A 22,313-nucleotide genomic window follows, 5' to 3' on the forward strand; every position below is an offset into this window, starting at 1 on the left:
GCGGTCGTCTCAGGTGGTCCGTGCGAGCGTCGCCAGCACCAGCGGCACGTCCTGCCCCGGCCAGGTCCCCGTCAGCTGCAGCGCCGACCCGAGCGTCCGGTCCGTCGGCGCGTGCAGGAGGGTCAGGACGTCGCCGGCTGCCCGCACCCGGGTGGTGGTGCCCTCGACGTCCACGGCAGCCCTCGACCAGTCGGACCCACCGCCGGCCGGCGAGGTGCCGCAGCCGCGCACGTGGGTGGTGCCGGGCTCCAGGACGAGGCCCTGCGCGGTGGCCTCGAAGAGATCTGCCTCGCGTCCGCCGGTGGTGATGGTGAGCGCCAGCGCGGTCAGGTAGACGGGGTCGTGGCGGGCGTCGTAGACCCACCGGTCGCCGAGCGTGGTGTGCGTCATCGTGGTGACCAGCGACGCTGCCGCTGACGGCGACGGCGCGCCGCGGTAGGTGAGCGGCACCTGCAGGACCTGCCCGTCGGCGGTGCCCAGCAGGTGCGTCTCCATGCCCACCTCGCCGTCGGGGTCGTCGAAGCGGTAGGAGCCCAGCCGGCGCAGCGTCGAGGTGTCCGCTCCGGAGGCCCACGCCTGGAGGGGGACCCATGCCTGCAGGAGCTCGAGTTTGCTGGGCAGGATCGTCGCCGGGTGGTGGACGGCCATGACCGCATCCTGGCACCCGGGCGAGGAGCGAGCCGTGCCCTCGGGACGTCGGCGGAGACCGACGTCAGCCGTCGGTCATGCCGTGCGGTCGACGCCGGCGTCGACTGCGCCGCCGGGATGTCCGCGCCGCTGACGGATCGAGTGCAGACCGCCGGTGAGCAGGGCGACGACTCCGACAGCGAGCCCCAGGTAGAACGGCATGTAGAGAAAGAGCAGAGGCGCCGTCGAGGAGTCGCTCCTGACGAAGGAGGTCAGGAGCACGGCCGTGAGAGCGGCCACCCCCACGACGCCCACCGCGGCCGCTGGCATGCCCAGCGGGTGTGCGCGGCCGCCGACGACGACCACGACGGCCACGAGGACGAAGGGCGCGAGGTTGGCGACCGCGAAGGCGAGGAGGAAGACGAGGCCTGTGGCGTCGCCACCGCCGCCCCACCCGCTCGACCAGCCGAGGACGACCAGCACGGCGACGGCGGGCAGGGCCACGAGGGCCAGCAGTCCCCGCTGCCGCCGTGCAGATGTCCTGGCGGGCTCGGTCGAGTGGCTCATCCCCCGAGCATGCGCGGTGAGTCCGGGCCAGGCCCAGAGTCCCCTGACGGCAGGTCGTCGTCGGACCACCTCGGAGAGGTCGGCGCCGCAGGGTGGAGACCGCGGGCGGGCCGGGAACGGCCGCCGCTCGGCGATCTGTCCGCCTCCGCAGCAGCCGACCGCCCTTGGCGCCTGCCCGGTCGCTCCGAACCCTTCCCCCGAGCGGCGCGCTGCCGCTTCCCGAGCCGATCCACCGGCGCCGCGCCGGGCGGCCGATGACGTCCGCTCCGGTCAGGGGCCGCACGGAGCACGTCGAGGACCGACGACGGTCGTCGCGCCGGGACCGCTGGACGGCGCGCTCCCCGGTTCGGTCGCCCCGGTGCGCTGCCGACGGTCAGGGCTCGTAGGTCAGCGCCGGCAGCGCCGGCGTGAAGACCAGCGCGACCGCGCCGTCCTCAGCACGGGCGTCGTCCGGCCAGGTCGCCGTGGCCGTGTGCCGCCGACCGTCCAGGAGCAGCGCGACGTCGTAGGTGAGGGGGGCTGTGCCCAGTGCGGCGGCCCGCTGCCCCTGCTCCGCCGGCCCGGTGAAGTCCACCCTGCCCTCCTCGTCGCACTCGCCCACGAGCCGGGTCGGTTCGAGGGTGGTGGACCGCCCTTCCGAGGAGGTCACGGTGATGTCCGCCTCTGCACGCCCAGGTGTGGCAGCGAGGTCGTCGAGGAGGAGCTCGACGCCGTAGCTGTCCACGGTCCCGTCGTCCTGGGACAGGACGCCCAGTGACGCGACCGGGCTCTGGAGAGGTCCGTCGGCCTCCGTCGTCCACCGCACGGTGACGACCACGTCGCCCTGCGGGCCGCGGCCGAGGAGGTCGACGTCGTAGCTCCCGGCAGGTCCGGCCGGCAGGAGGCGGTGCTCCCCCGTTGCGGTCCGCTCGAGCGGCACCGTCTGCGCCGGACCGCACGGCTGCCCGGCCGGACGGAGGACCGCCTCGAAGTCCCACCCGTCCGCCGGGAAGCCCACCAGCAGCTGCTCGCCGCTCCCGAGGTCGGTCGGGTCCTGCGGTGGGAGCCCGTCGACGCACCCGTTGGTCCAGCACCACGTCCACGGCGCCAGCGCCACCGCGTCCCGCTCGCCACGCACGACGACCGACGGCGGACCGCCGCCGGGCAGCGTCCCGCACCCGCCCAGGCCGACCACCACGACGAGAGCCGCCACCGCGGCACGGGCACGCTCAGTCATGGCACTTCGACTCCGCGCATGCGCTCCAGGTTCCTCACCGTCCGAGGGACGGGGGCGACGCACGCCGCGAGCGTCCGCCATGGGCCGTGCTGGCTCGTCGCCCGGACGGAGCGCGCCCGAGGCTCCCCGTGAGACCGACGGCGGCCGGAGCCGCGCCCCCGGCGTGCGCCTGGACGTCGGCACGAGCGAGGCCGTCCGGCCGGTCCTGCACCCGCGGAGCCCGGGAGTGCGGCAGCATCACCACAGGCCAGCTCTGGACGGGGGAGACCACGATGACGTCGCCGACCGAGCCGGTGGCTGCCGCTCGGGACCGCCCGACGACCTCGACGTCGTGGTGGCCGCCGCTGCTGGTCCTGACGACGCTGGTCCTGGTGGCGCTGACCATGAGCACCATCGGGTACTGGTTCCCCTCCTTCGGGGTCATGACGGGGTGCACGAGCGAGCCCGTGCCCGACGTCGACGCCTACTGCCTGCCCGCTGAGCGGTGGCTGAAGGCCGGGCCGGTGGGACAGGGAGCGCTCGTCGTGGGCGCTGTCGTCGCCTCGGTCGTCGCCGTCCGACGACCGTCGCGGAGGCTGCTCGTCCTGCACGTCGGCGTGGTGGGCCTGCCGGTCTCCCTCGCGTGGACGGTGCTCGTCACCGCCGCCGCCTCGGCCAGCTACTGACGTCGGTGCGCCCGGCGGTCGACTCGGCGCACCGTCGGCTCGTCGCGGTCGTCGCCGTGGCCGGCCTCACCGCCGTCGTCGCGATCCGGTCGGCGTCGCGCCGGTCAGGTGGTCGGTCGCCGGGGTGCGCTCATGTGCTTCCAGGGTCCCCCGAGGAGCGGCGTCAGCGTGAGCACGAGGTAGGTGCCGCCGGCGACGACCAGGGTGGTGGTGAGACCCACGTGCTCGGTGGCGAAGCCGGCCGCGAGGGAGCCGAGGGGCATGCCGGCCCAGGCTCCGGCGCCGATGACGCCGTAGACGCGGGCTCTCATCCCGGCGGGCACCCGCTCGAGCTTGAGCGTGCCGATGATCGGGTTGATGCCTCCCGCCGCGAGGCCGGACGCCGCGGTCACCGCGACCAGCACCGGTAGGGGCAGGCCGGTGGCGAGGGCGAGGAACGTGGGCGCCCCGGCGAGGGTGAAGGCGGTCACGAAGGTCGCCCGGCGCGGCAGGCGGTGGCCGACGGCGCTGAACAGCAGCGACCCGGCGAGGGCGCCGCCGGCCATGGTGCCGACCAGGAGGCCGTAGACGACCGACCCGCCGAGCTGGCGCTCAGCGGCCACGGGCAGCAGCACCGAGGACTTGGCCGCGTCCAGCACGTTGGTGCCCAGGACGAGCAGGACCACCGCGCGCAGGAGCGGTTCGCGCAGCAGGAACCGGACCCCGTCGGCGAGCTCGCGCCAGTACCCGGCCCGCAGCGCCGGCGCGGCAGCAGGCTCCTGGTCCTCGTCGGCGACGCTGCCGGTGTCGACCCGCGGGGCGGCGGGCAGCAGCCACAGCACGGCGAGTGCGGCGACGACGAAGGTGGCCGCGTCCAGCGCGAGGGCGCCCGGGGCGCCGACGACGGCGACCAGGAGCCCGGCCACAGGTGCCCCGGCCAAGCGCGCCCCTCGCTCGATGGCCTCGAACCACCCCACGGCCCGCTCCAGCGGGACGTCGGCGGCCGCCGCCGCCTCGGGCAGCAGGGCGCTGCGGGCGACCTGCCCGGGCGTGTCCAGCAGACCGGTGGCGAAGGTCAGGGCCAGCAGCGCCCACAGCGGCAGGCCGATGGTCTGGTCCAGCAGCGGGACGGCACCGATGGTCAGGGCGCCGACCAGGTCCGCGACGACGCTGGTGCGCCGGTAGCCCAGGCGGTCGACGAAGACGCCACCGAGGGCCCCGCCGAGGACCACGGGCAGCGTCGCCACGGCGCCGGTGACACCGGTCAGGGCTGGTAAGCCGGTCTGGGCCAGGACGTACAGCGGCAGGGCGATCAGCGTCAGCACGTTGCCGGTCAGCGAGATGCCGTGGGCGGCCAGCAGCCCCACCAAGGGCCGGCGCGCGCGGACGCCCGGCGGGACGTCGACTGCCATGGCGTGAAGTTAGGCCTTCACATCCGGATGTCAAGCGGCGCCTTCACGTATCGTCGCACCATGGCGAAGCCGCGGAGCACCTGGGGCGTCCACCTCACCGACCCGGCGGTCCTGCGGGCCCTCGGCCACCCGACGCGACTCCGGATCCTCGACGTCCTGCAGGCCAGAGGAGGTGCCACGGCCACGGCCTGCTCGGAGGTCGTCGGCCTGTCCGCCAGCGCCTGCTCCTGGCACCTGCGCCAGCTCGCGGCCGTCGGGCTCGTGCGCGACGCCGGCGCCCGCGCCGGCAGCAGCGATGGTCGCCAGCGGGTCTGGGAGGCGGCCGTCCCGAGCTGGCAGTTCGACGCACGAGCGATCGACGCCGACCCCGTCGAGGCCCAGGGCGTCGACGTCGCGGTCACCCAGGCGCTGCTGCAGGCCTCCGACGCAGCGGTCGAGGCCCACACCGTCCGCAACGCCCAGGACCAGGAGCCGCCCGCATGGCGGGAAGCGAGCCTGGTCAGCAACAACAGCCTCCGAGTGACCGCCGAGGAGCTCACCCACCTCGTCGACCAGGTCATGGAGCTGCTCGAGCCCTACCGACTGCGCCAGCGCCCCACCCCCGGCGGCGACCAGCGCGTCGTCCACGCCGCACTGCGCTTCGTGCCCCTCGAGGCGGCCGACGAGGCTCCTGACGACCTGGACTGATCAGCCCGAAGACCACTGTCCTGGCCGTCCCGGCGAGCGACCCCTGCGATGCGGGCCGCCTTCCTCGGCGAGGGACCAACCGAGGTCGCCGCGCCACTGCTCGTCCCTCCTCCAGCGCTGGGCGTCGCCCGCGGCCTCGAGGGCGTCGGTCAACCAGAACGTCTGTCCGGGACTCCATCCCGCGAGGAGGGTCCTCGCGGGTCCCGGCGCGAGGGCGCCTCGCTGCTCGCCGGTGACCGTCGTGGTGAGCAGGCGTCCGGAGACCGCGAGGTGGCCCAGGACGGACAGGTGCACGCCGTCCCACTCGCGGGCCACCGACGCCCAGTCCGGCAGCGCCCAGGAGCCGGCCCAGCCGGTGGACAGCTGCCAGTCGAGTCCGCGGGACCAGGTCACCTCCCGCGGGTGGGCCTCGACGAGGTCGCACCAGGCCCGAGCGCTGTGGATCTCCAGGACCCGCGCGTCAGGCCGAGCCCGCAGCGGGCGGAGGACCGCGCGACCGTCGTCGGAGGCGTCCTCGACCAGCGCCAGTCCGACCGGCAGCACCTCCTTGCTCCTGAGAGGCCGGAGCACCGGGCTCGTGGCGACCACCCCGTCGACGTGGGACGGCGAGGACCACCACGCGCCCGACCACGGTGCCCGCGCCAGACCGGGGTGCTCCCGGCGCTCCCGCGCCTCCCGGACGGTCTCCTCCTCACGCTGATCCCGCAGCGCCCTCCGACCACCGGTCAGCACCGGAGCCTGCCGCCCGGCGGGCGAGCCCCAGAGCCAGTCGACGTGCTGCTGGAGACCGAGGTCGACGTCGTCGCGCCACCAGGTCGTGGCCGGTGCGGCCAGGACCGGGGCTGCCAGGGGCCGCAGGACCTCGACCGCGCGCGGATCGGCCAGGACGCCGTCGACCGCGTCCACGTCCTGCCAGTAGCGCGCGGAGTCGACCGAGGCTGCCAGCGGCTCGAGCAGCTCCTCGGGCCAGCGCACGCCGACCAGGGCGTGGAGGTCGACCCGGTCGACGAGCTGCTGCAGCTGCTCCAGGCAGGCCCCGCGCAGGTCGGACGGCAAGTCGTCACCGCTGTGGCGACCCATCGCCGGCCCCGCCCACGCCGGCAGGGACCACCTCTCCTCCGGCGCGAGCCGCCACTCGGCGAGCTCGGCCAGGAACCGACGACCACGCGGACCAGCCAGAAGTTCGTCCACGACGACCTCGTCACCAGGCACCCGCCCACGCTAGGAGCCCGGCGCCCAGCGCGGCCCCGTCTCGGCGGACACCGCCGAGAGCCCGCGCAGGCTGACGACACGGCCAGTCGTCCCCCTCCCGCTCGGCCGTCGGAGCCACCTCGGCACCGAGGACGGGGACGGGCCGCTCCCGCTGGTCCGCCCTACCCGACCGGGACGCCGGGGGGACGCAGGCGTGCGAGCAGGAACATGTCCCGGCGCCGGCCGTCGACCTCTCGGAAGCTGCGCATCAGCCCCTCCCGCTCGTAGCCGGCCGTGACGGCTGCGCGCAGCGACCCGGTGTTCCAGGGCTCGACGTAGAGCTCGAGGCGGGCCAGGCCGAGCTCCTCGATCGCCCACCGGGACAGGCACTCCAGGGCGGCCGTGGCGAGGCCGCGGCGTCGCGACGACGGCGCGACCCAGTAGCCCACGCTGGCGCGGCCCTGCCCCAGGGGCCACAGCCCGATCTGCCCTCGCCCAGCTCCGGTGCGGGCTTCGCAGATGGCCGACGACCACCCCGTCCCGCTGCGGGCGCGTTCGTGCTGGCGCTCGAGGAAGGCCTCCACGGCGTCCGGGCTGGGCACCCGGGGACGGTGGTCGTGGCCAGGATGTACGGGTCCCGGCTGGCCTCGACCACCAGGGGCGCGTCCGCAGCCGTGAAGGCGCGGAGCAGGACGGGCGGGTGCACGAGGAGGGGCACGTCCAGCGGCGCGGGGCTCACCTCGCCAGGGTCCCGCCGCACGCGGCCGCCGGGCGAACGACCGACGACCTCGCAGGCGGAAGCGCTGGCCGATGATCATCCGGTCGAGCGTGACTCTGGGACCGGCCACACTCGAGCGATGCCCGCACCCGACGACGTCTCGTCCATCACCTGGCTGCAGGTCGGCGTCGACGGCGTCCTGGTGCCGCGCGGCTTCGCCGCCGGTCAGGGCGGCGGCGCCGGTGACGAGCGGGCTCAGGTCATCTGGTGTGCTGCGGCCAGCGACCTCGCCACCCGCTTCCCCGGGCTGCCGACCAGCAGTGAGCCAGCCGGGGGATGGACCACCATGTGCACCGACCTGGTCGTCGATCTCGCCCTCGCCGCCGGCGACTGGTGCCTCGCGGGCGTGAGCCTGGAGGGCCACGACCTCGACCAGGTCCTCGCTGACATGGGGCTCGTCGATGCCGCCCAGCGAGCTGACGACCTCCTCGGCTCACCGGCACCGAAGTGCCTCCGACCGCTGACGCCGCTGCTCACCACGCTGCTCGACGAGGCGAGCTCGCCGGCCTGACGACGCGTCGGCAGCGTGACGGGCCCGGCCAGGTGGACGCGTGACTGTCCGGGGAGGACCGGTCACCGGCACGCTCCGCGTCACCACTGGCCACCGGACGCCGGGACGCTCAGCTCGTCTCGTGCTCCGCCAGCAGGTCGCGCAGCAGGTGTGCCAGACGTTCGACGTCCTGGTCGGCCAGCGGCGCCAGGACGCGACGACCGGTGTCGAGGTGATCCGGCAGGGCGGCCTCCACGGCTGCCCGTCCCGCAGCGGTCAGGGTCACGAGGACGGTCCGGGTGTCGACGTCCCCGCGCCGACGGCTGACCAGACCCCTGGCCTCGAGGCGGTCCAGGCGCTGGGTGACCGCGCCGCTGGTGACCATCGAGGCGGACGCCAGCTGCCCCGCGGTCAGCTCGTGCGGCGGGTCGCTGCGGCGCAGGGTGGCCAGCACGTCGAAGGACGGGGCGTCGAGGTCGTGCCGGGCGAAGGTGGCCTGCTGCCGGGCCTCGACCAGCCGGGCGAGGCGGGCCAGGCGTCCCAGCACCGCCATGGGCGTGGTGTCCAGGTCCGGCCGCTGACGCGCCCACTGGGCCAGGACGACGTCGACGTGGTCGCTCATGCCGGCAGCCTAGCCAGATCCCTTAGTGCTGAGACATGATGCTTCAGTGCTAAGAGGAACCCGGGCCCTGACGCTCACGACGGCTCTCGCACCGCTGGTGTGGGGCACCACCTACCTCACGACCACCGAGCTGCTGCCACCCGACCGTCCGCTGCTGGCCGCCGCGCTGCGGGCGCTGCCCGCCGGCCTGCTGCTGGTCGCCTGGACCCGGGTGCTGCCGCAGGGGTCCTGGTGGTGGCGGGCGGCGGTCCTCGGCACCCTCAACATCGGTGGCTTCTTCGCGCTGCTCTTCGTCGCCGCCTACCGCCTGCCCGGGGGCATCGCCGCCGTGGTCGGCGCCCTGACGCCCGTGCTGGTCGCGCTGGTCGCCCCGCGGCTGACGGGAGAGCGCAGCTCCCCGACCGCCCTCGTCGCCGGGCTGCTGGGACTGGTCGGCGTGGTCCTGCTGGTGCTGCGCTCCGAGGTCGTCCTCGACCCGCTCGGCCTGCTGGCGGGTCTCGGCGGGGCCGTCTCGATGGCCTTCGGCGTGCTGCTGACCAAGCGCTGGGGGCGCCCGGCGCCGCTCCTGGCTCTCACCGGGTGGCAGCTGCTGGCCGGCGGCCTGCTGCTGGCGCCGCTCGCGCTGGCCGTCGAGGGCGCACCGCCGCCGTTCGACCCGACAGCCGTGGCCGGCTACACCTACCTGGCGCTCGTCGGGACGGCCCTCGCCTACGCGCTGTGGTTCCGCGGCGTCGCCGCCCTGCCGGTCGCCCGCGTCGCCGCCCTCGGGCTGCTCAGCCCGGTGGTCGCCGCCACCGCCGGGTGGCTCGTCCTGGAGCAGTCGCTCACCCCGCTGCAGCTGGCCGGGGCGACGATCGTCATCGCGGCCGTCGCACTGGCCCAGCTCCACGGGCGGACTCCGCCTCCCCCCTCACCCGGTGCACCGACCCCTGGCCGCACCCGCCACCTCACCTGACGACCGCCTGTCGGCGGCCCGACGGCGGCCCGACGACGGCCCGACGACGGCCCGACGGCGGCCCGACTGCCCTGCCGCCCCGCTTCCACGGCGGTCCCGGATCCGATCTGTACCGGCCACGCCGCGCCTCCATGGCTCGCCGGCTTCGCGCGAGGCTGTGCCCATGCCTGTACCAGTCCGCCTCGTGACCTCCGTCGACCTCAACAAGACGGCAGGCCCGAGGTTCGACACCGGTGACCAGATGGCCGTCTCGGCGCTCCTCGAGCTCGAGCTCGACGACGGACGGCGAGTGGTGCTCCTCGACGACCGGGGCTGGTCGTCCCGCGGCCGCGGCGTCTGGGCCCACACCAGTCTCGAAGACCTCACGGACACCGCGCGCATGGTGGTCGGCCCCGACGAGCCGCCGGACGGCGTCTCCTACCAGGAGGAGGCGGCGCTGCACTGGGGCGAACTGGCCTCCCGAGCCCGCAGCAGCGGGGTCGACGTCGACGGCAACGACCTGATCGCCCTCCCGCACGACGTCGACATCAGCACCGAGGTTCGAGCACGCGTGGCCCGCGGCAGGCGCTGACGTGAGCGTGACGACGGGCAGTCGATAGCCAGCAGGTCAGCGCCCCGCTGCGGATCCTCAAGCGGCGTCGTCGGGGCGCGAGATCCGCCCTCACCGACCCGTGCAGTCCCATGTCTGTCGGCGAGCAACCTTCCGGGGCGCCGATCCGTCTTAGAGGAGCGTGACCGAGCACCAGGCCGACGGCGGCGCTGACGACAGTGACGGCGCCGTCGACCTCGGCAGCCGCTGGCGCGGTGGATGGGCAGGTCCGCGCCGGGAGCAGTTCACGCGCTTCATGCAGGACGCCGAGCCTGCGCTGTGGCGGCTGGCGTGGCTGCTCACCGGTGACCAGCACCGCTGCGAGGACCTGGTGCAGCAGACGCTCGTGCGCACCTACGCCGCCTGGCCCCGCGCACGGGACGGCGACCCGATGGCCTACGCCCGCCGAGTCCTGGTCAACGCCCGCACCGACATCCTGCGCAAGCACCACCGCGAGGTCCTCGTCGACGACCACGACCATGACGACCGCCCCTCGAGGACGTGGCGGGCGCCGGCGGCCAGCACCGCCCAAGAGGTCGTCGACCGGGACGTCCTGGTCCGCGCGCTCCGGCAGCTGAGCCCACGCCGGCGCCGCGTCGTCGTCCTGCGCTACCTGATGGACCTGTCCGAACGTGAGGTCGCCGACGACCTCAACGTCTCGGTCGGGACCGTGAAGTCCACCGCCGCCCGCGGCCTCGCCCAGCTGCGCGCCCTGCTGGACGCCCCACCTCGGTCCGTCCCCGCGACCTCACCCGCTGCCACCCACCCGGAGGCCCTGCGATGACCCGAGACGACGACCTGGTCGAGCACCTGCGCCACCTGGCCCGCTCCACTCCGCCGCCCAACGTGGACCGCGCCGGCGTCCTGCGCCGGGGCGAGCGCAGACGAGCCGCTCGGGCTAGTGGCGTCGTCGTGGCGGCCGTCGGCGCGGTCATCGCCTCCGCGGCCGGCGTCCAAGCACTCCTCCCGCAGGCACCGGCGCCGGCTCCCCTGGCCGACCTCTCCACCAGCGCCCCGCAACCGACCAACGCCGCCGGTGACGGCGTGGCCTTCGACGCCAGCGACACCACCGTCACCGAACCGCTGGACGCCTGGGTGTGGTCGCGCCAGGAGCTGGCGATCACGTCCGCGGCCACGTGGCACTACCTCGACAGCTGCATGGCCGCCGCCGGCCTGCCCGGCTGGGCCGAGGCCGCCGACGAGATCGTCGTGCCCGCCGCACCGCAGGACGGCTTCGACACCTACGGGCTGTGGAACACCACACAAGCCGACGGGGACCGCTACGCCCCCCGCCCCGAGCCCAGCGACGTCTACGACGGCAAGGCTTCCGCCTCCAGCGACCGCGAGATGACCGACCTCACTGCCGCCGTCTCCCGTGACTGCTTCCAGCAGGCCCTCGCTGCTGACGTGGCCTACGACCTCGAAGAGGTCGACGCGGTGGCACCCGCCCCCACGGGCGTGAACCCACCCCAGTACACCGACGACGGGCGGGCAGTCATCCAGGAGTGGGCCGACTGCGTCCGCGCCGCAGGTGTGCCGGTCACCACCGACGAGGACCCGCTCCGTCTCGTGCCCGACGGCGCCGCCGACGCGACCCCCGACGAGCGCCAGCGCATGGCCGCGATCGACCTCGGCTGCAAGCAGCAGCTCGGCACCACCGAGGCCATCGCCCAGATCGTCGCCCGCGAGCAGAACGCCTACATCGACCGCGCCCACGACCACCTCGTGCTGCAGAAGACCGTCCAAGACCGGGTGCTCGCCGCGTCCATCGCCTACCTCACCGAGCAAGGCGTCGAGGTCCCGGCCACCGATTGACCACGCTCAACGGGAGCACCGGACCAGCTCACAGGAGTGGTCAAGGGGTGGCCCTCCATCGTCCGGTAGGACTAGCGTCCGCGCGTGCTCCTCTCCTCGCGCACCGGGTGGTGGCCGTCGTCTCGGCGGCCATGACCTGACCCATGTCGGGCTGCCAGCAGGCAGCCCGACGGCACGAACACCGGACGTCGGCGTCGCAGCCTGTGAGGCAGCCCCCTTCCTAGGGAGCTCCGATGACCGACACCACCCTGCCGACCGGCGACCTGCCCGACGACCACGACGAGTCCTACCGGGTCGCGGCCGCCCGCAGCGCCACCCTCGAGCAGCGCATCAGCGACGCCCCGAGCACCTTCCGGGTGCTGACCGGGGACCGCCCCACCGGGACGCTGCACCTGGGCCACTACTTCGGGACCCTCGCCAACCGGGTCCGCCTGCAGCGCACCGGCATGGACGTCCTGCTCGTCATCGCCGACTACCAGGTCATCACCGACCGCGACAGCGTCGGCGACCTGCGCGGCAACGTGCTCGGCATCGTCGCCGACTACCTCGCCGCCGGCATCGACCCCGCCCGGGCCACGATCTTCACCCACAGCGCCGTCCCCGCGCTCAACCAGCTGATGCTGCCCTTCCTCAGCCTGGTCACCGACGCCGAGCTGCGCCGCAACCCCACCATCAAGGCCGAGGCCGACGCGGCCGCCGGCCGCGCCCTGTCCGGACTGCTGCTGACCTACCCCGTCCACCAGGCCGCCGACATCCTCTTCGCCCGCGCGAACCTCGTCCCCGTCGGCCGCGACCAGCTGCCCCACCTGGAGGCGACCCGCACCATCGCCCGACGCTTCAACGACCGCTACGCCGGCGGCCAGGAGGTCTTCCCCGTCCCCGACGCCCTGCTCACCCAAGCGCCGCTGCTGCTGGGCACCGACGGCGTCAAGATGAGCAAGTCCCGCGGCAACGCCATCGAGCTGCGCGCCAGCGCCGACGACACCGCCCGCCTGCTCAAGCGCGCCAAGACCGACACCGACCGCACCATCACCTACGACCCCGTAGCCCGTCCCGAGGTCGCCAACCTCTTGCTCATCGCCGCCCTGTGCACCGGCCAGGACCCCCAGCACCTCGCCGCGACCATCGGTACCGGCGGCGCCGCCCAGCTCAAGGCCACCGTCACCGAAGCGGTCAACGAGCACCTGCGCCCCCTGCGCCGCCGCAGGGCCGAGCTCACCAGCGACCCCGGGCTCCTCCTGCACGTCTTGCACGAGGGCAACGCCCGCGCCAAAGCCCTCGCCGACGCCACCCTCGACAGCGTCCGCACTCTCATGGCCATGACCTACTGACGCCGGACGAGCGCCCTGGCCTGCCTCCCACCCGGGGCGCCTGTCCGTGCGGGATCGACAAGCTGGATGACCAGCGCGCCCGGAGGCGGCACCCTCTCCCCCGTGAGCGCCATCCTCGTCGAGCCGACCGCCGACCTCCGCAGCTCCTGGAACGACGCCCGCGACGAGTTCGGCCCCGGCGCGCACATCGACGGCTCCGGGCTCCGCGACATGGACGACGTCGAGACCGCCGCCGGCTTCGCGGCGTGGACCGCGCACCTGCGCCGCTGCGCCGACACCTCCATCGCCCCAACCCCCGGACGCGTCCACTCCACCTACCGGTGGATCGTCGAGGACGACACCTACCTCGGGGCCATCGACCTGCGCCACGAGCTCAACGACTTCCTCCTCGAAGCCGGCGGTCACATCGGCTACAGCGTCCGACCCAGCGCCCGCCGCCGCGGACTAGCGACGTGGGCCCTCGCCCGCACCCTCGATCGCGCCCGCACCATGGGCATCGACCGGGTCCTGCTCACCTGCGACCCCGACAACACCGCCTCCGCCAAGACCATCGAACGCAACGGCGGCCAGCTCGAGGACACCCGCGACACCATCCTCGGGCCCACGCGCCGCTACTGGATCGCCTTCTGACCCACCCACCCACTACCGCGCCACCCACTACCGCGACGTCGACGTCATCTCACAGGCCAACGGTGACCGGGATCCCTCTGGTCCCTCACCGCTACGGCGCTCCCGGCCCGCCGGAGCGACGAGCGGCCACGATGACCGCTGGTCCCTGCCGGTCCGAGGCAGGGAAGCGCATCTCGGAGGTGACCTCGAGCCTGGCCCCGCCCAGCAGGTCCGTGAGCTGTTCGGGCAGCCACCGGTGCGTGGTCCAGGTCACCGGAATTCCGCCGTAAGCCTCGCGGCGCAGCACGTCTCCCTCGCCGACGTGCGTGGCGATGAGCACTCCGCCGCCGGGCACCAGCGGGCCTGCGCGAACTCCGCCAGGACCTCGGGCAGCACGTCGCGGGGCAGGTTGAACAGCGACCACCACCCCAGCACCCCACCGAGAGAGGCAGGGGCCAGGTCGAGGGCGGTGGCGCTGGCGACGCGGAAGTCCAGGTGTGGGTGGGCGCGGCGGGCGTGCTCGACCATCTGCGGTGACAGGTCGACGCCTCGGACGTCCAGCCCACGGGCGGCCAGGTGCGCGCTGACGTGCCCGGGGCCGCATCCGACGTCCAGGACGGGCCCGAGCCCGGCGACCTGCTCGGCGAAGGCGTCCAGCGCGGCTCGCTGCCACGGGGCTCCGGCCAGCTGGGCGGGGACCATCTGCACGTAGGCGTCCGCGACGCGGTCGTAGGAGACGCGCACCGCATCCAGGTCCTCGGGCTGCCGCATCCCTACATACTCCTGCGCGAGCCGACCGGAGCTGGGCCCTCGAGCACTCGCGCCTTCGTCGGAGCGTCCGCAGAGGATGGCCCACTGGCGCGCCGCATCACGGCTTGGTCGCGGCCCAGAGGGTCCAGCGATCCTGCTCGACGAGGGGCTCGTCGGGCAGCCGAGATCGCAGGTCGCGGACGAGGCGGTCGAGCTCGTCGTCGGTGAGGTGGTGCAGCAAGGAGCGGCCGGTCCGCGTGGCGACGTCGGCCAGGTAGCTCTCGCGGTCGGGGTGGTGGGCGCGGGTCTCCCAGACCGTGCGCGTGGTCGCGCCGGTGAGCCCGGCACCCTCGAGCACGCGGAGGAGGGCGTCTGCGTCGGGCCGTCGTCCGACCTCGACGGGCAGGAGCTGCGGGGCCAGCTCGAGCAGGTGGCCCCGCAGGTGGTGTGGTCCTGCTGGCTGGTTGACGTCGTCGGCGGTGCGGTCCTGGACGACGAGGGTCCCGCCGGGGCGCAGCAGCCGGACCGCCTCGCGGGCGAGGGCTGCGTGGTCGAGCAGGTGGTGGACCAGGGCGCGGGCCAGGACGAGGTCGGCGCTGGCGTCGGGCAGGCCGGTGCTGGTGGCGTCGGCGTGGTGGAAGCGCAGACCGGTCAGGTGCCCGTGGTCAGCGCGGGCCTGGTCGAGGATCGGCGTGCTGGAGTCGACGCCGGTGACGCTGCGGGCGCCGAGGTCGTGCAGGGCTCGGGAGTAGGTGCCGCCGCCGCAGCCGAGGTCGACGACGCCGGCGCCGACGGGGTCGACGAGGTCGGTCAGCGCCTGCACCCAGGAGGGGTCCGCGGCCCGGCCGGAGTAGGTCCGGGCGCCCGCGGGGTCGGCGAAGTCGATCCCGGTGCCCGCGTGCTGTCGTGCCGGGAGGGGCTCGAGGAGCTCGAGCCGGTTGCCGTGCGGGTCGCGGCTGTAGAGGCGCCGCATGCCGGGGAAGTTGTCGTCACGGTCGACGGGGCACCCGGCATTGGCGAGGCGGTCGGCCCAGGCGTCGAGGTCGGTGACGAGGAGGCCGGGGTGGGCCTTGCGGGCCGGGTGGAAGTCGTCCTCGACGCCGAGGTGCAGCTCGACGCCGTGGCCGCGGAACCAGCAGCCGCCGCGGGCGGCCAGGGCGGGGGGCGTGGGGATCTCCGTCAGGCCGAGGACGCCGGCGTAAAAGGCGCGGGAGGCCTCTTCGGAGCCGGGTGGGCTGGCGAGCTGGACGTGGTGGATCACGGTCGTCACCCCGGGTGTCTCGACGTCGAGATACTTGTCGTCGAGAGACTACGGTTCAGCACTCGGAACGGACAGCCGTCGACCATGCCAGTGGAAGGACCGTCGGTCGCAGTTCCGTCAGCCGACCGCCTTCCGACGACCCGGCGGCCGCTCGAGCGCTGCGCCGCCGCCCTGCCGCGACGGTCCCACGTCCGACCGCTGGCCCGACCGTGTCCCGCTGTCGATCGCCAGCTGGGTCAGCAAGTGCCCGTCAGCAGGACCAGGCTCGTGTCGTCGCTGACCCACTCGCCGGCGGTCCAGACGACGTCCCCGTCCGGACGGGGCACCGAGGCGGTGAGCCGAGTGCGTGCCGCCTCCCAGGCACGGCCCGCGTCCTCGCCGTCGCACCAGTCGAGCTGTGAGCCGCCGTACCAGTACAGGACGAGCGGCGCGCCGCTGCTGAGCAGGTCATCGACCTGGCGACGACGCATCCGCGTCGACTGCCGCTCGTAGCGCCTGCCGTCGGGACCCTCCAGTCGTCCGGACGAAAGGGCGTCCCACTGCTCGTCGGGAAGCTCCACCTGCACGGCATCAGTCTGGCGCGGTGCCCCCAGCGCCCGCGGCGGAAGTCGAGGTCACACCCGGACAGGTCCCCGCGGAGGCTTCTCATCCGGTCGCGCCACGGAGCACATCAGCAGTGCTCACGATCGACGGCCGGAAGCCATCGAACGTGCCACCGTGTCGGCATGCGCGAGCGGCGAAGATGCGGGCCCGGCGCCGGTGCCGCGGCAGCCGCCCTGCTGCTGGCCCTGTCAGGATGCGCTGACGGCGGAGAGGCCGTGGCGACCTGGGACGTCGCCCCCGGTCAGGCTCTCGAGAGCGGCTCAGCCTCCTTCACCGCCCTCGTCGCCCGCCTGGGCTGCAACAGCGGGGTGACCGGGGAGGTCAACCCCCCGCACATCGAGGAGACGGACGACGTCGTCACCATCACCTTCACCGTCAGTCCCGGCCCACCTGAAGCTGCCGACTGTCCCAGCCACGACGCTGTCCCCTACGAGGTCGAGTTGAGCAGCCCTCTTGAAGGACGCCTGCTCGTCGACGGCGCCTGCGAGACCACCGAGGCCAGAACGACGACAGACTGCGACCCGGACGGCACCCGGTCTCCCAGCTGACCGCCGAGGCCGGCGCCGAGCTTCAGCCCTTTCCCGCAGGGACCGCGAACGGCGTAGCCGCACCTCTGCTCCCGGCACGGACACGATGGGCCCATGGCGGTCACGGCGGTAGTGCGCGAGTGGGACGAGGCCGAGGGCTGGGGCGTCCTCGACTCGCCGGAGACCCCCGGCGGGTGCTGGACGCACTGGTCGAGCCTCGCCGTTGACGGCTTCCACAGCTTGGCGCCGGGCCACGACGTGGAGCTCGAGTGGGAGCCGGCCGACCAGGACGGCTACAGCTACCGCGCCCTGCGGGCGTGGCCGGCCGGCGTCGCTCCGGTCGATGACGACGGCCCCTACCAGGCAGCGCCTACAGCAGCACGCTGACGATCCGCTACGACGACGCGAGCTGATCGGTCGGAGATCCATCCGCGGCAGCGGCAGCGTCCGGAGGCGAGCCTTGAGCGATAGGAGGTCGGAGCCTCATCTCCGACGACCACTCGCCGGGGCGCCGCCACCAGGTGACGACACCAGGTACCCGCACCGGCCGGCGCGTCTCCATGTCACCTTGTCCTTGAACAGGACCACTCGGCACAGAGAGGCTTCCGCGACGACATGGCCATCCGGCGTCGCCTCTCGGCCGGCTGGAGAGAGCACTTTGGGCGCCGGCGCGCCAACAGGCGAGCCAAGCAGGAGGAGCGGCGGACGCCGCACCCCCGGCACGTGGGGCCGCCGAGCCGGTCCGACCGGGTCGCCTGGCGGGCGGGTGACCTGTCCGACCGCCCGTGGGTCCGCGGAGCGCTGGTGGCCGTGGCGGTCTGGGCCTTCCTCGTCGCAGCCTCCAGCCTCGACTTCTTCGGCTACCGAGGCGAGCCCGTCGAGACCACCCTCGTCCTGTCGGTCGAGCTGTCGGAGACGGAAGAGATCGCGTGCGGGCGCGCGGTCGTCCCGAATGAGCAGGCCGAGGTGGTGACCTACCGGTCGCTCACGACTCGCGAGGGCTACCCCGACGTCTTAAGGGCGGTCACCTGCCCGGGCACGGACGAGCAGCCCGAGGACCAGGTCCCGGTCGTCCGGACGGGAGTGGGCGACGACTACGTCTTCCCGGACCCGATCGTCACCGTGAGCCAGCTGCTCACCTGGCCGCTGCCTGGCGCCGTGGGGGCCGGCGTCCTGGCCACGATCGCCTTCGTCGTGCGTGAGGAGTTCTTCGCCACGCGGTGGTCTACGAAGCGCGAGCAGGCCAGAGCCGCCGCTGAGGCGGCAGAGCTCACCGTCGAGGCGGCCTTGCGCCGTGACGCAGCCCGGCGCAGGGCCGCAGAGCAGTAGCGCGTGGAGCGCCGCACCCAACCCGCAGTCGATCGTCGACCGGGGCGACCCGGCGCCGCGCGGCCTCGGGCTCCTCGGGAGCCACTCGGCGTCGTGGCTGGTCATGACCGGCGCGTGCATGATCGGCGGCGCCGACCATGCATGCGCCGTCACGGCGTGGGGTCGAGCCGTCGGCAGCAGGAGGTCACTGTGCTGGTGCAGGTGTGCGGACTCGCGGGGTCCGGCAAGTCGACGCTCTCGGCCGCCCTCGCCGACGTCAGACCCGTGGTGTGGCTGCGCGTCGACGCCATCGAGGCGGCCCTGCGCCGCAACGGGCTCACCCCGCAGCAGACGGGCGTCGCGGCGTACTCGGTGGCTCACGCCATCGCTGCCCCGCACCTGCAGCGGGGGCAGACGGTGGTGGCCGACGCCGTCAGCGCCGTCGAGGCCGCCCGCGCCGGCTGGGTGGCCACCGCGTCCGCGGCTGGGGTGCCGCTGCGGGTGATCGAGGTGGTCTGCTCGGACCCGCACGAGCACCGCCGAAGAGTGGAGAGTCGACGCAGCGACCTCGAGGGATTCGAGGTGCCGGACTGGTCGTGGGTGCGAGCCCAGGCCGAGCAGTACGAGCCGCGGCGAGACGACCGCCTGGTCGTGGACAGCACCAGAGACCCGGCCACCTGCCTTCGCGAGGTGCTCGAGCACCTCGCCTCCGACGACGTGCCGGTCGTCCCGTAAGACGACCACCCATCAAGGACGTCGACCGGCGGTTCCAGCATCAGTGCTGATGCAGTCGTCGCTACGACCGCAGCTCACCTCGGCGACGGTGCGCCCCCTTGGTGCGCCCACAGGTCCCTGAGCAGGCAGATCTCTGCGCCGTGGTGCACCACCTCCCGGTTGACGTGCAGCACCAGGCCGGCCATGGGGTGCGCCGCCCAGGCGCCCTCGGACGGCCCCACGGGGGCGGCGAGGTCCGACGCCGACAGGGCCGCCACCCCAGCCGTCCACGTCGCGTACGCGACGTCCAGCTGCGCGAGCCCCTCCTCGGCGCGTGCGGCGTAGGCGTGGGTGCGGGCGTCGATGGCCGGTGCCCCGAAGTGCACCGCTGATCGGGCCCCCATGAGGGCGATGATGTGACCGATACGCCAGGCGATCGTCGTCACCGGCGGAGGAGTCGGAAGGTCGGCGGCGGACTCCAGGCCCCAGCTGCCGTCACCGCGTGGCCTCAGGCCCCAGCAACCCGCTACCGGTTCCCAGTGGTACTCGGAGTCGCCCAGGCCCTCCAGCCGCGGACGCAGTCGCCCCTGCCAGTGCGACGTCAGCTGACCGAGGACCTCCTTGGACCACCGCAGCGTCACCCTCCGCAGTCTGCCCCGGAGCCTCACCGTTCATGGCGGATCGGCCCTACCGGCCACCAGGGCCGCGGGGGCCTCACGCGAGCGGGAAGTCGTGGGCGACCGACCAGGAGCCGGGCGCGTCGGCGCCGACGAGCAGGTGCACGCGCTCGACGCGCGCGTGGACGGGCAACGTCGTCACGACGTCGGCCTCGGCGCGCTCGAGCGCTCCTTGGCTGCCGAGTCGGCTGTGTCCGATGGTCAGGTGTGGTGCGGACCCGTCGAAGACGCCGGCGTAGGGCGGGTAGTCGGGGAAGGCCCGGACCACCGCGGCGATGACGTCGCGGAAGGGCTGAGCCGGCTCCGGAGCCAGCCAGAGCACGTCGCGGCCGAACCAAGCGGTGCGGGTGAAGGCGACGTCGAAAGCCGCGACCGTGCGGACCGCCGCAGCCAGCCGCGCGAGGACCTGGTCGTCGACGTCGTCCGGGGCCATGAAGGGGTACAGAACGGTGACGTGCGCCGGCACGCCCCGTCGCGCTGCGGGATCCAGGCGGGCACGGTGACGGGCCACGGACGGCTCCGCAACGGGGACGAGCGCGAGGACGGCGGTCTGCTCGGCTCCGAGGTCCGCGCTGGTCGGCTGCGCCATCTGCGCAGGCTAACGACAGCAGTCGTGCTCGCGGTTATTGACGAGGGACCACCCACCACCCACGGTCGCGGCCGACTCGTCGCGCGCGCCGTCCACGAGCTGGAGTGCTCGTCAGGCTCGCGGCTGCCGGTAGGCGTGGGGCAGGAGCTCGGTCGCGGATACGGCCACGGCGCCTTTCTGGCTGTCGATGATGACTCGCACGTCCGGGTAGAGGTCGGTCAGGACTTGGCGGCATCGCCCGCACGGCGCCAAGATCGCCAGGTCGGAGCTCGCTACGGCGACGATGACCTCCAAGGGGTCGGCGGTCAGCGAAGCAGCCAGTCCTGCGACCACGAGCTCTGCGCACGGGCCGCCGGTGAAGTGGTGGACGTTCACCGCGGTGTGCACGCGCCCGCTCGTGTCTGCGGCTGACGAGACGACGGTGTGGGTGTAGTCCTCCGGAGATCGGCGCTGCTCGAGGCGATGCGCCGCGTCCGTCGCCGTCTGCAGGAGCTCGTGGTCGTGGCTGGAGAGCACGAACGCATCGTCGCTGGTCCCACTGCTCAGCGCGGTGGCCTGACAACTCGGGTCGCTCGACCGTCGGGCAAAGGCCCGGCCCAGCAGACGACCCCCTGCCGGCGAAGCTGCGGCCCCTCGGGGTCGCCGCCACCGCTTCCCCGCGGCCGTTCCACTCGGGATCCCCTTCTGGCGAAGCCCGGCCGATCCGACGTCACAGGGCCAAGTGCAGGCGCAGCGCCTCGTCCACCTCGGCCAAGAGCTCTCCGCCGAGTCGACCCAGCGCGGCGCCTACCCGCTGGACGGCGACCGAGCGCACCTGCTCGGCCTGCGCCTTGGAGTCGCGTTCGAGACCGGTGTGCTCGGCGGCCAGCAGGACCTGGAAGGGCCAGACGCGCGCGGTGTTGCTCGTCAACGGGACCACGGTGACGACGCCCCGGCCGGAGCCGGCTGCGGCGGCGTTGGCGTGGTCGTTGCTGACGACCACGGCGGGGCGGCGCTTGTTGGCCTCGCTGCCCTGTGCTGGGTCGAGGTCGACCAGCCGGATCTCACCGCGCAGCATCGTCGATGCCGTCTGCGGTGGTCGTCTCCCACCAGGCCCGCTCACCGGAGGCGTCCCACTCGGCGTACGCCTCGGCGTAGGCCTGCTGCAGCCCTTGGTGTCGGAGTCGGCGCACCGCCTGCTGCACGGCCGCGGACCGCGAGGGCAGTCCTGCCGTGCGGACGTACTCGTCGAGGGTGGCGACGTCGTCGTCCGTCAGACTCACACTGAGTTTCACACCGTGATGCTACCCCGATGCCACCGATCGAGTGCAGCCGATCAGGACGATCGACTGCCGCCTCTCCTCCGACGCCGACTCCAACAAGCCGGCCGTCGCGGCCCCACAGTGGATCGCTGGCCGGACAGCGTCCCGCTGTCGATCGCTGGGCGGCCCTCGCGTCTACTGCGCGAGTGCCGCCTCCGCGGCATCGTCGAGAAGCGGCAAGTCGAGGGCCCGTGCTGCTTGAAGGGCCAACTGGCTCGCGTCGTCGACGGCGGAACGGCCCGTCGTTCCAGGACGAAGAACGACCGTCACCTCGTACACCAGCGTCCTCGACCCAACGACGGCTGTCGTGAGCAGCTGAGCGCGAGCACCGTCGTCGTCGGAGTCGTCGGCGAAGTCCCCGGCTGAGAGCGCGTCGGCGTAGCCGAGCACCCGTTCGGGCGGGTAGGTGAAGACGGCTGACCCAGCACGCGCGACCGCCGCGACGTCCACGCCTCCCGTCCCTCGCGGGGTCACAAAACCGGTGAGCCCGGGCTCGTCGAGTCCCGTTACGAAGACCTCGCACAGCTCGCCCGAGGGGACACCGTCGTCCACGAGGTAGCCGCCCTGTGCGCTGGACACCCGACGGCCGGAGAGAGCCGTCTCGACGTCCGCCTGGCGGAAGAGTCCGCAGACACCTGCGCCAGCAGGCGGCCGTTGCGTGCTGATCGCCTGGTCGGATGTCGCCCCCGGCATGGGCGGCGACTGGGCCTCGGAGCAGCTGGTCGTGGTCAGCAGGACGGCTACCGCCACGACAGCGGGGCTGACTTTCGCCAGGGGGCTTGTCGGCACGACTGCAGTCTGCCGTTGCACTCTCGCTTCTCCCCATCCTCGGGTCGGCTTCATACAGGGGCGGCCGACCAGGGTGCAGGCTGCGCCGTTCTGCCGTCGCGACCACAACGTCTCAACTGCCGACCCCCTACTGGCCATGGAGGTGCTCGCCGCGACGAGGAGATGTCGATCCTCCGCCGCCGTCCCAGCAGACCTGTCCGGGTCGAAGCCCGGAGAAGGGGCCTCCTACGGCGACGCCTCCCGAGGCCGGGCGCTGGCCTC

28 protein-coding genes and 2 pseudogenes are annotated in these 22,313 nt (G+C 73.7%); 13 read left to right on the forward strand and 17 right to left on the reverse strand.

Annotated elements, in window-relative coordinates; genetic code table 11:
* Nucleotides 1–9: 9 nt before the first annotated feature.
* From WDV85_RS09625 to WDV85_RS09635, 3 genes are all read right to left on the reverse strand, one after another.
* The gene (locus tag WDV85_RS09625) at nt 10–648 is read right to left on the reverse strand and encodes a CG0192-related protein (RefSeq protein ID WP_339570399.1); all 639 of its coding nucleotides are present in this window, start codon (nt 646–648) and stop codon (nt 10–12) included.
* Nucleotides 649–723: 75 nt separating this feature from the next.
* Entirely contained in the window at nt 724–1,194 is a 471-nt protein-coding gene (locus tag WDV85_RS09630) for a hypothetical protein (protein WP_339570400.1), read from the reverse strand.
* Nucleotides 1,195–1,567: 373 nt separating this feature from the next.
* A complete protein-coding gene (locus WDV85_RS09635) occupies nt 1,568–2,410 on the reverse strand; it encodes a hypothetical protein (protein ID WP_339570401.1) in 843 nt (280 codons plus the stop codon).
* 272 nt (nt 2,411–2,682) lie between these two features.
* On the opposite strand from WDV85_RS09635, the gene WDV85_RS09640 reads away from it, so the two are divergent.
* The gene (locus WDV85_RS09640) at nt 2,683–3,075 is read left to right on the forward strand and encodes a hypothetical protein (RefSeq protein WP_339570402.1); all 393 of its coding nucleotides are present in this window, start codon (nt 2,683–2,685) and stop codon (nt 3,073–3,075) included.
* A gap of 104 nt (nt 3,076–3,179) precedes the next feature.
* Here WDV85_RS09640 and WDV85_RS09645 read toward each other — a convergent pair whose 3' ends face one another.
* Complete coding sequence (locus tag WDV85_RS09645; RefSeq protein WP_339570403.1) at nt 3,180–4,466, reverse strand: MFS transporter; 1,287 nt, start codon at nt 4,464–4,466, stop codon at nt 3,180–3,182.
* A 60-nt stretch (nt 4,467–4,526) separates the two neighbouring features.
* Here WDV85_RS09645 and WDV85_RS09650 point away from each other — a divergent pair, with 60 nt between their 5' ends.
* On the forward strand, nt 4,527–5,153 hold the full coding sequence (locus tag WDV85_RS09650) for an ArsR/SmtB family transcription factor (RefSeq protein ID WP_339570404.1): 627 nt from the start codon (nt 4,527–4,529) through the stop codon (nt 5,151–5,153).
* Here WDV85_RS09650 and WDV85_RS09655 read toward each other — a convergent pair whose 3' ends face one another.
* Both WDV85_RS09655 and WDV85_RS09660 read right to left on the reverse strand, forming a co-directional pair.
* On the reverse strand, nt 5,154–6,365 hold the full coding sequence (locus tag WDV85_RS09655; protein WP_339570405.1) for a hypothetical protein: 1,212 nt from the start codon (nt 6,363–6,365) through the stop codon (nt 5,154–5,156). It lies immediately after the preceding gene.
* Between the two features lie 161 nt (nt 6,366–6,526).
* Nucleotides 6,527–6,946: a GNAT family N-acetyltransferase gene (locus WDV85_RS09660; protein WP_339570406.1), complete on the reverse strand. Its 420-nt coding sequence runs from the start codon at nt 6,944–6,946 to the stop codon at nt 6,527–6,529.
* A 255-nt stretch (nt 6,947–7,201) separates the two neighbouring features.
* Between WDV85_RS09660 and WDV85_RS09665 the strand changes: the two genes are divergently transcribed.
* Entirely contained in the window at nt 7,202–7,633 is a 432-nt protein-coding gene (locus WDV85_RS09665; RefSeq protein WP_339570407.1) for a hypothetical protein, read from the forward strand.
* A 109-nt stretch (nt 7,634–7,742) separates the two neighbouring features.
* Here WDV85_RS09665 and WDV85_RS09670 read toward each other — a convergent pair whose 3' ends face one another.
* Complete coding sequence (locus WDV85_RS09670) at nt 7,743–8,234, reverse strand: MarR family winged helix-turn-helix transcriptional regulator (protein ID WP_339570408.1); 492 nt, start codon at nt 8,232–8,234, stop codon at nt 7,743–7,745.
* Between the two features lie 46 nt (nt 8,235–8,280).
* Here WDV85_RS09670 and WDV85_RS09675 point away from each other — a divergent pair, with 46 nt between their 5' ends.
* The 6 genes from WDV85_RS09675 (at nt 8,281) to WDV85_RS09700 (ending at nt 13,554) form a co-directional block, all read left to right on the forward strand.
* Nucleotides 8,281–9,189, forward strand: a complete 909-nt coding sequence (locus WDV85_RS09675; RefSeq protein WP_339570409.1) for an EamA family transporter — start codon at nt 8,281–8,283, stop codon at nt 9,187–9,189.
* Nucleotides 9,190–9,373: 184 nt separating this feature from the next.
* Nucleotides 9,374–9,760 carry a hypothetical protein gene (locus tag WDV85_RS09680; protein WP_339570410.1) on the forward strand — a complete coding sequence of 129 codons (387 nt, stop codon included), beginning with the start codon at nt 9,374–9,376 and terminating at the stop codon, nt 9,758–9,760.
* Nucleotides 9,761–9,920: 160 nt separating this feature from the next.
* Nucleotides 9,921–10,562, forward strand: coding sequence for a SigE family RNA polymerase sigma factor (locus WDV85_RS09685; protein WP_339570411.1), 642 nt, complete (start codon nt 9,921–9,923; stop codon nt 10,560–10,562).
* Nucleotides 10,559–11,593, forward strand: a complete 1,035-nt coding sequence (locus tag WDV85_RS09690; protein WP_339570412.1) for a hypothetical protein — start codon at nt 10,559–10,561, stop codon at nt 11,591–11,593. Before WDV85_RS09685 ends, WDV85_RS09690 begins: the two co-directional genes overlap by 4 nt.
* A gap of 233 nt (nt 11,594–11,826) precedes the next feature.
* Entirely contained in the window at nt 11,827–12,924 is a 1,098-nt protein-coding gene (trpS, locus tag WDV85_RS09695) for a tryptophan--tRNA ligase (protein WP_339570413.1), read from the forward strand.
* A 102-nt stretch (nt 12,925–13,026) separates the two neighbouring features.
* Nucleotides 13,027–13,554 carry a GNAT family N-acetyltransferase gene (locus WDV85_RS09700; protein ID WP_339570414.1) on the forward strand — a complete coding sequence of 176 codons (528 nt, stop codon included), beginning with the start codon at nt 13,027–13,029 and terminating at the stop codon, nt 13,552–13,554.
* Nucleotides 13,555–13,645: 91 nt separating this feature from the next.
* Here WDV85_RS09700 and WDV85_RS09705 read toward each other — a convergent pair.
* The 4 genes and pseudogenes from WDV85_RS09705 to WDV85_RS09715 form a co-directional block, all read right to left on the reverse strand.
* Nucleotides 13,646–14,304 (reverse strand): annotated as a pseudogene (locus WDV85_RS09705) (class I SAM-dependent methyltransferase).
* A 97-nt stretch (nt 14,305–14,401) separates the two neighbouring features.
* Nucleotides 14,402–15,106, reverse strand: coding sequence for a class I SAM-dependent methyltransferase (locus tag WDV85_RS17125; protein WP_445263282.1), 705 nt, complete (start codon nt 15,104–15,106; stop codon nt 14,402–14,404).
* A 90-nt stretch (nt 15,107–15,196) separates the two neighbouring features.
* A pseudogene (locus tag WDV85_RS17130) lies at nt 15,197–15,544 on the reverse strand (VOC family protein); the annotation flags it as partial.
* 236 nt (nt 15,545–15,780) lie between these two features.
* On the reverse strand, nt 15,781–16,110 hold the full coding sequence (locus WDV85_RS09715) for a hypothetical protein (protein WP_339570417.1): 330 nt from the start codon (nt 16,108–16,110) through the stop codon (nt 15,781–15,783).
* Nucleotides 16,111–16,362: 252 nt separating this feature from the next.
* Here WDV85_RS09715 and WDV85_RS09720 point away from each other — a divergent pair, with 252 nt between their 5' ends.
* From WDV85_RS09720 to WDV85_RS09735, 4 genes are all read left to right on the forward strand, one after another.
* A complete protein-coding gene (locus WDV85_RS09720) occupies nt 16,363–16,695 on the forward strand; it encodes a hypothetical protein (RefSeq protein ID WP_339570418.1) in 333 nt (110 codons plus the stop codon).
* 93 nt (nt 16,696–16,788) lie between these two features.
* Nucleotides 16,789–17,061: a hypothetical protein gene (locus tag WDV85_RS09725; protein ID WP_339570419.1), complete on the forward strand. Its 273-nt coding sequence runs from the start codon at nt 16,789–16,791 to the stop codon at nt 17,059–17,061.
* Between the two features lie 417 nt (nt 17,062–17,478).
* Nucleotides 17,479–18,003, forward strand: coding sequence for a hypothetical protein (locus WDV85_RS09730; protein ID WP_339570420.1), 525 nt, complete (start codon nt 17,479–17,481; stop codon nt 18,001–18,003).
* Nucleotides 18,004–18,192: 189 nt separating this feature from the next.
* Complete coding sequence (locus WDV85_RS09735; RefSeq protein ID WP_339570421.1) at nt 18,193–18,717, forward strand: AAA family ATPase; 525 nt, start codon at nt 18,193–18,195, stop codon at nt 18,715–18,717.
* 74 nt (nt 18,718–18,791) lie between these two features.
* On the opposite strand, the gene WDV85_RS09740 is transcribed toward WDV85_RS09735, so the two are convergent.
* The 6 genes from WDV85_RS09740 to WDV85_RS09765 all read right to left on the reverse strand — a co-directional run bounded on the left by WDV85_RS09740 (nt 18,792) and on the right by WDV85_RS09765 (nt 22,052).
* Nucleotides 18,792–19,331 (reverse strand): DinB family protein, encoded by a 540-nt coding sequence (locus tag WDV85_RS09740; protein ID WP_445263283.1) that lies wholly within the window; start codon nt 19,329–19,331, stop codon nt 18,792–18,794.
* A 79-nt stretch (nt 19,332–19,410) separates the two neighbouring features.
* On the reverse strand, nt 19,411–19,962 hold the full coding sequence (locus WDV85_RS09745; RefSeq protein ID WP_339570423.1) for a 2'-5' RNA ligase family protein: 552 nt from the start codon (nt 19,960–19,962) through the stop codon (nt 19,411–19,413).
* A gap of 111 nt (nt 19,963–20,073) precedes the next feature.
* Nucleotides 20,074–20,478 carry a hypothetical protein gene (locus WDV85_RS09750; RefSeq protein WP_339570424.1) on the reverse strand — a complete coding sequence of 135 codons (405 nt, stop codon included), beginning with the start codon at nt 20,476–20,478 and terminating at the stop codon, nt 20,074–20,076.
* Between the two features lie 193 nt (nt 20,479–20,671).
* A complete protein-coding gene (locus WDV85_RS09755; protein WP_339570425.1) occupies nt 20,672–21,019 on the reverse strand; it encodes a type II toxin-antitoxin system PemK/MazF family toxin in 348 nt (115 codons plus the stop codon).
* Nucleotides 21,006–21,236 (reverse strand): ribbon-helix-helix domain-containing protein, encoded by a 231-nt coding sequence (locus WDV85_RS09760; protein WP_339570426.1) that lies wholly within the window; start codon nt 21,234–21,236, stop codon nt 21,006–21,008. Before WDV85_RS09760 ends, WDV85_RS09755 begins: the two co-directional genes overlap by 14 nt.
* Nucleotides 21,237–21,398: 162 nt before the next feature.
* Nucleotides 21,399–22,052, reverse strand: a complete 654-nt coding sequence (locus WDV85_RS09765) for a hypothetical protein (RefSeq protein WP_339570427.1) — start codon at nt 22,050–22,052, stop codon at nt 21,399–21,401.
* Nucleotides 22,053–22,313 lie beyond the last annotated feature (261 nt).

This window comes from Pseudokineococcus sp. 5B2Z-1 (assembly GCF_037482305.1).
GTDB lineage: Bacteria > Actinomycetota > Actinomycetes > Actinomycetales > Quadrisphaeraceae > Pseudokineococcus.